The organism is Pseudomonas sp. YuFO8 (assembly GCF_035065025.1).
GTDB classification, from domain to species: domain Bacteria; phylum Pseudomonadota; class Gammaproteobacteria; order Pseudomonadales; family Pseudomonadaceae; genus Aquipseudomonas; species Aquipseudomonas putida_AE.
On sequence record NZ_JAXDEQ010000047.1, the window covers coordinates 38,880 to 45,768 of the forward strand.

A 6,889-nucleotide genomic window follows, 5' to 3' on the forward strand; every position below is an offset into this window, starting at 1 on the left:
TTTTCAATTGCCTTTCGCGTAGGTTAGTGCTCGATTGTTCCAGTAGTCGCTTTTCCATCGATCAAACAGAGATCTGTCGATCCCAGAGGGTATTGTATTCGGGTTTATATGTATAACAGAACTAAATTTTTGATGGAATGTTTGAGTGAGCTCAGCTATTGCCCCGTTTTGAGTCTGTATCATGTGATGAAGGTTGATTGATTTCCCATCGATGCCTATAGGTGCTCGTCCGCTTGCCATGCGCTCAAGATTGGTACCGGACACAAGTTTTCCGCGCTCTCTCCAGGTGGTCATCAAATCTGGGTCAAACAGATCATCTCTCTGAAACACTTTGTTGCCTTCAAAGTCAACGGGAGGCTTGGACCAGTATTTTCGTAGTTGTCCGAGGTATGTATCGACTTTTTTTTCAGGGATCTGGCTGGTTTTTGGAGCAGTGGTAAAAGGAGTATCCATTATTGGCTCAGCCTTGACCAAAGGCGCCGGCTCCCTCACCCGCAACTCATCCCGAGCCAGCAACTTCTGCTCATTCCTTGCCAGCCAACCCGCCAACTGCTTGTTCGATATCTCCGCCTGTAGCTTCGCGCTACGGGTCGCGATGCTTTCCATGCTGTTCATCACACCGGCTTTCATCTGGCCCCGGGTCAGGTAGGTGACGATGGCGGTGAGCAGCAGGAGTACAAGCTGCTCCTGCCCGCGAGCCAGTTGTCGTGCCGCGCGTTCGACGCGCTCCTGTACCAGTGCAGCGGAGCCGCCGCTGGGGTCGAGGCCGGACGGCTTGAGGCCTTCTTCGGCGTGCCAGGCCGTGGCGATGCCTTCCTGCAAGGTCGAGAGGCAGGCGGGCAGGCCCTGGTAAAAATATTCGGCGATGGCGGACAGGCCCAGGGCCATGAGAATCAGGTTGCCGACTTGTAACCCGATTCCGCCGCCCACCATTGCTCCAGGGCCAGCGCCGACGCCAAATGCGAAGGCCCCCGCTGCGCCGCCGGCCACGGTGCCGATCGCCACGCTGCCGCCGAGAATCATCGAGACTTCTTTGACCAGTTGCAGCAGCACCGGCAGGATCTGCTCGATTTCAATCGAGGCCCACTTGCGCTTGAGGTCCATCTGGATGATCGGGTAGGAGAGGGTCATCGCCTGATGCACCGCATCGATGCGATGACCGCCCATGTAGCCATAGGCCTGGCTCGCGCCATTGCTGACACGCCGGGTGAAGCCGTTCCAGTTGTCGTGAACGCTCTGCAGGCCGTCGTTGACGCCCTGGTTCAGCTCGCTGAATTTCTGGTCGAGGTTGCGTTCGACATCGGCCCAGCTGGGCACGTTGGCTAAAAGATCCATTTACTCATCACTGTCCTTGGGGGAAAGGCGCTTCCTTGTTGCTGCAGTGAAACTGTCGATTATCCGACTTCACAGCATTGCCTGAGTGATGGCAATGGGCCGCACTTCCGGCTGCGGGGCGAGTTGAAAGTTTCAACATGGATCCCATTTTTTGTTATTCGCGTTACATTCGGCAATGATGGCAATAAGGCATTAGCCGCTAATTGACAGCGCTTAACTTCCCGTTTGTCCTTGATATATCGGCGTTTCTGGTTGGCCAGCGTGGCGATAATTATTTTTCAGGATTATCCGGCGCTGAGTTCGAAGCGCGTGGAAGCGCCCGCATGCACTGCCTGCGACTTGACAGGGCGCATGACATGCGTGTCTCCTTCCCGCGTTCGAGTACCTGTGATATTCGTAAAAGTGTGACAAATTTCTCAATTATTTAGCCGGGTAATGGCACTTTCATACTGCCTTGCGGTCGCAGTTCCTGACGCACAATGGTGTGTAATGGATTTCATTCGGTGTTTAAAAAATCGATGAAAATCAAGAATTCATAGTTGCGGCAAACAGGGTTTTGACCCTTTTATCTGATTCGTGCGCAGTGGTTGAGAGAGGGCGGTAGCTTTCCACTGTTTTCAAGGAGATACACATGTTGATGGACCTTGCCGCAATGCTTTCCCCGCAGAATCGGCGCCTGTTCAAGTTCAAGAACTTCGCCAACCCCGAACAGCAATTGTTGCTTGAGTCCTTCAAGGGGACCGAAGGTCTGTCCCGCGCGTACAACTTTGAATTGCTGCTGGTGTGCCAGGACTCCGGCGTCGAGTTGAAGTCGATGATGGGCCAGCACGTGGTCCTGGAAATCGAACTGGCAGACGCCACGCCTCGCTACCTGGCAGGCTACCTGACGCGGTTTGCCAGCATCGGCAGCGACGGCGGCATGGCCCGCTATACGGCGACGCTGAACCCCTGGTTCTCCATGCTGAAGAACCGCTTCGACACGCGCATTTTCCAGGGTTGCACAGTCGAGGATGTCGTCACCCAGGTGTTTGCCCTGTGCACCGCGTTTTCCCGGCACGAATTCCGTCTGAGCAAGCCGCTCAAGCATTACACCTACATCACCCAGTACCGCGAATCGGACTTCAACTTTGTCCAGCGCCTGCTGGAAGAAGAGGGGATGTTCTACTACTTCGAGCACACCGCCGAAGGCCACACCATGATCATCTGCGACGACTCCAGCACGCTGGTGCCGTTGCCTGAGCAACCGCAGATCCGCTTCCACACGGCATCGGTCACCGAGACCGCCGACTCCATTACCCAATGGAGCGGCAACCGCCAGTTGCAGTCGGGGAAAATCGCGGTCCAGACCTTCGATTATCGTCAGCCGTCCAATCGCTTACCGGTCGCCATGAAGAGCCTGAACAAGCAGGGCGATGTCGACGAGTTTGAAATCTACGACTTCCCCGGCCAATACACCCACGGTACCTATGACGAAGGCGAGGCGCTGCTACGGTTGCGGGTCGAAGCGCTAGAGCTCAAGGGCAAGAGTTTTCATGGCGCCAGCAACTGCCGCGCGATGAAACCCGGCTACACCTTCGAACTGCTGCAGCATTACGATCATGATCAAGGCCCCGCCGATGATCGTCAGTTCCTGCTGATGAGCGTCGAGAGCGAAGGCCACAACAACTACCTCAGCGGGCAGCAGGCGAGCTACTACAACACCTTCTCCTGCGTGCGCAAAAAGATCGTCTTCCGCCCTCAGCTCACCACCCCGCGACCGACCATCTCCGGCCCGCAAACCGCGATCATCGTCGGCCCGCCGGGGGAGGAAATATTCACCGACGAACTCGGCCGCGTGAAGGTGCAGTTCCACTGGGACCGCAAGGGCGAGCACAACGACAAGAGCTCCTGCTGGGTCCGCGTTGCCCAGGCCGGCGCCAGCGGCGGTTTCGGCAGCATCCAGATTCCCCGTGTGGGCGATGAAGTCGTGGTGGTGTTCCTCGATGGCAACCCCGACCGCCCATTGGTCATGGGCAGCCTCTACAACAGCCAGAACACCCCGCCGTGGTCGTTGCCGGCAAACAAGACCCAGAGCGGGTTCCTGACGCGGTCGATGAAGGGCGACGGCGGTACGGCGAACTTCTTCCGCTTCGAAGACAAGTCCGGCGCCGAGCAGATCATCATGCATGCCGAGCGCAACATGGACACCGAGATCGAGGTCGACGAGACCCACAGTGTCGGCAGCAACCGCACGATCACGGTCGGTGGCACGCACACCGAAACCATCAAGAAAGACACGGTGATGAATATCCAGGAAGGCTCGCTGACGATTCAGGTCGACAACCAGTTCATTCAGGTCAGCGCCAACCAGCACATCATTCTCCAGGTGGGGGACAGCAGCATCACCCTCACGCCGGACGGCATCGAGATCAAAGGCAAGGCGATCACCACCACCAGCACCGGCACGACCCAGATCACCGGTTCCGAGGTCAGGGTCAATGACTGAGGTAACGGTGTCATGACCAGGGTCAGTCTCTACGATCGCATTTCCGAAAAGCGTATTGCGCGGGAGGAAGCCGAACGCCTGGCTCAACAGAACGCGCTCCTCGTGCAGCCTGAGCCCGAGCCGGAACTCGAGCCCGAGCCTGTGTTGGCGCTGCAAGACACGCCCAGCAGTTTCTCCTTCGGGGGTTTCAACCTGGCTTTTCCGGCGGGCTTCAATTTCCGTGAGGTCCAGACCACCCTCGAGCACCAGGGCGAGCCGATCAGCCTGACGATCAAGCGTCGTGACGTGCAACAGGGACAGACGCTGGATCAGTTATTCGAAGCCTCGGTGCAGGCGTTTCGCCGGGAGCACCCGGACGTGCGCATCATCCGCCAGCGCGATGTCAGCTTGGCCGGCAGTGCGGCGAAGTCGGTGGATCTGCATTTCAAGTGCGGTCATGCCGATCGTCACGCGCGCCTGGTGGGTGCCCTGGTGCCCGTCGCCGGGCGTGACGATGGCCAGTGGCTGAGTATCGCTTGCGAGATCGATCCGGCCCGGCCCGCTCTCAGTCTCTGGCTGGTTGATTTTGACGGCATGCTCGACGGCCTTGCCGTGCGCTGAACGCCACATTTTTTTGATTCAAGGAAGTTACCCAGAATGGATTATGAGTTGCAGGAAGGCAGCATCGCGCTGCCGCAAGGGTTCCAGGACCGCACGGTGAACATGTTCGTGCTGGGGGCAAGCATTCCGGCACCGTTGAGCATCACCGTTTCCCGAGACACATTGCTGCCCGGTGAGGCGCTCAAGGCCTACGTCGAGCGTCAGGTCAAGATGCTCGCGTCCAAGCTGCGTGGCTATACGCTGTTGGGCAAGAAGGCCGTTGCGCTGTCGACGTCGGCACCGATCGACGGCGTGCAGATCGATGCGTATTACATGACCGATGGCCGACCTTTCTACCAGCGCCAGGCGGCGTTCCTGATCGAGCCTGGACGCGCGCTGATTTTTTCCACCACAGCCCAGGCTGATTTCAGCAGCGAGCAGAATCAGAACTGGAATGACCTGCTGGCCAGCTTTCAGCCTCGCCAGCCCGGCGGCACCAAGACCGACTCCAGCACACAGGAGTAACGGTCATGTTTGAAGCCGCAAGGTTTGGCGATGAACTGTCGCACACCAGCGCCCTGGGTGGGTTTCTCATCGGCGCAGCGCTCGGCATTGCGCTGGTCGCCACGGTGGCGATCGCGACGTTCACCTGTGGGTTTGGCGTGGCTTTGTTGGCGGGTTTGGTCGCAGGCGTCGGAGGTAGCCTGCTCACCGCGGCCGGGGAGAAAATCGGCAGTATGTTTTCTTCACCCGCGGGGACCATCGTCACCGCGTCGCCCAACGTGTTCATCAATAGCCGCAAGGCCGCCCATGTCGAAAAAAGCACGGGAGCCTGCGACAAGCATCCCGGCCCGGTGAAGGTCGCCGAAGGCTCGACCAACGTCTTCATCAACGGCACGGCGGCCGCCCGCAAGGGCGACAAGATGACTTGCGGCGCGACACTCTCCAGCGGCTCGGACAATGTCTTCATCGGTGGCGGTACCCATCGCTACCTGCCGGTGGACGACGAGATCCCGGGTTGGTTGCGGACCACGGTCGACATCCTCATGGCGGTCGCCGGCGCAGCGGGTGGTATCGCCCAATTGATCAAGGCCGGGACCCAGGCCGGCATGAAAGCCATCATGCCTTGCGCACTGAAATTCACCGCCGGGTTTGTCGCCGGTGAGGTGGCCTCACGTTATGTCGTGGGGCCGGCCATCGAGCGAGCGGTGGGTGGCCTGATCGGCAACCCCGTCGACGCCACCACCGGCCGCAAGGTCATAACCGACGAAACCGACTTCAGTTTGCCGGGCCTGATGCCGATCCAATGGTCGCGGTTTTATGCCAGCGACCTGAGCGTCGACAGCGTGCTCGGCAAGGGCTGGGTCCTGCCCTGGGAGCAAAGCCTGCGTCGCAGTGGCGCCTTCGTTTATCTCACCGACAATCAGGGGCGCAGCGTTCCATTCGTGGACGTGCAACCGGGGGAGCGCATCTACAACCCCCATGAACAGGTCTATCTGGTCTGCACCGAAGGCGGCCACTACCTGCTGCAAACCCTCGACAACACCTTTTTCTACTTCGGCGAAGTCGCGGACGACAACAACCCGGTGCCGCTGCAACGCATCGAAAACGCCCTGGGCCACTTCCTGCATTTCACCCGCACCGCCCAAGGTTCGCTCACCGACATCAGCGCCACCGGTGGCGTGCGCGTGCACCTGCATTACGACAACCCGCTGGGCCGCCTGACCGACGTCAGGCGCGTGGTCGACAACGAAGCCGTTGAAACCCTGGTGCAGTATCGCTATGACGACAATGGCCAACTCGCCGAGGTGATCAACCGCAACGGCGATTCCGTGCGCCGCTTCAGCTACATCGACGGGGTAATGGCCAGCCACAGCAACGCCCTGGGCCTGACCTGCAACTACCGCTGGGAATCCATCGACGGCCAGCACCGGGTAGTGGAGCACTGGACCAGCGATGGCGAACGTTTCCACTTCCGCTACGACATCAAGGCGCGCACCACACGAGTCACCGACGTGCTCGGGCGCGAAGCCGAGATTCACTACAACACCGATCACCGCGTGATCGCCAGTCGCGACTTCGGTGGCGAGCACTACGTCATCGACATCGATGACAAGGGCAACATGACCGGCCTGACGTTACCTGACGGCAACAGGATCACCCTCAAGTACGACGAATACTCGCGCCTGCTCGAAGAGACCGACCCGCTCGGGCGCTCGATCAAATACCGCTATCACCACCTGACCCCGCTGGTCACGCAGGTGGACTACCCCGACGGCAGCACCTGGCAAGCCCGCTACGACGACATGGGCAACCTCATCGCCGAAGTAGACGCCCTCGGGCATGTCACCGAATACCTCAATGGCGACGACGGCCTGCCACACACCATCATCGATGCAACCGGCAAGTCCAAATACCTGTGGTGGAACTCCCTGGCCCAGGTCGAACGCTTCCAGGATTGCTCCGGTAAAAACACCACCTACCGCTTCG

General features: G+C 59.2%; 5 protein-coding genes. 4 read left to right on the forward strand and 1 reads right to left on the reverse strand.

Features of this window, described 5'->3' with window-relative positions:
• Positions 1-3: 3 nt before the first annotated feature.
• Entirely contained in the window at positions 4-1,335 is a 1,332-nt protein-coding gene (locus SOP95_RS27480) for an HNH/ENDO VII family nuclease (RefSeq protein WP_274077518.1), read from the reverse strand.
• 631 nt (positions 1,336-1,966) lie between these two features.
• Between SOP95_RS27480 and SOP95_RS27485 the strand changes: the two genes are divergently transcribed.
• The 4 genes from SOP95_RS27485 to SOP95_RS27500 all read left to right on the forward strand — a co-directional run.
• Complete coding sequence (locus SOP95_RS27485; RefSeq protein WP_046820291.1) at positions 1,967-3,820, forward strand: type VI secretion system Vgr family protein; 1,854 nt, start codon at positions 1,967-1,969, stop codon at positions 3,818-3,820.
• Between the two features lie 12 nt (positions 3,821-3,832).
• Positions 3,833-4,420 (forward strand): hypothetical protein, encoded by a 588-nt coding sequence (locus SOP95_RS27490; RefSeq protein WP_323608981.1) that lies wholly within the window; start codon positions 3,833-3,835, stop codon positions 4,418-4,420.
• A 36-nt stretch (positions 4,421-4,456) separates the two neighbouring features.
• Positions 4,457-4,924, forward strand: coding sequence for a DUF1795 domain-containing protein (locus tag SOP95_RS27495; RefSeq protein ID WP_323608982.1), 468 nt, complete (start codon positions 4,457-4,459; stop codon positions 4,922-4,924).
• A 5-nt stretch (positions 4,925-4,929) separates the two neighbouring features.
• Positions 4,930-6,889 (forward strand): DUF6531 domain-containing protein (locus SOP95_RS27500; RefSeq protein ID WP_323608983.1); only part of this gene is annotated, 1,960 nt, incomplete at its 3' end.

Bases quoted from the DNA above. Each gene is read 5' to 3' on its own strand.
- SOP95_RS27485 (WP_046820291.1), top strand. From the start codon at position 1,967: ATGTTGATGGACCTTGCCGCAATGCTTTCCCCGCAGAATCGGCGCCTG.
- SOP95_RS27495 (WP_323608982.1), top strand. From the start codon at position 4,457: ATGGATTATGAGTTGCAGGAAGGCAGCATCGCGCTGCCGCAAGGGTTC.
- SOP95_RS27490 (WP_323608981.1), top strand. From the start codon at position 3,833: ATGACCAGGGTCAGTCTCTACGATCGCATTTCCGAAAAGCGTATTGCG.
- SOP95_RS27480 (WP_274077518.1), bottom strand. From the start codon at position 1,335: ATGGATCTTTTAGCCAACGTGCCCAGCTGGGCCGATGTCGAACGCAAC.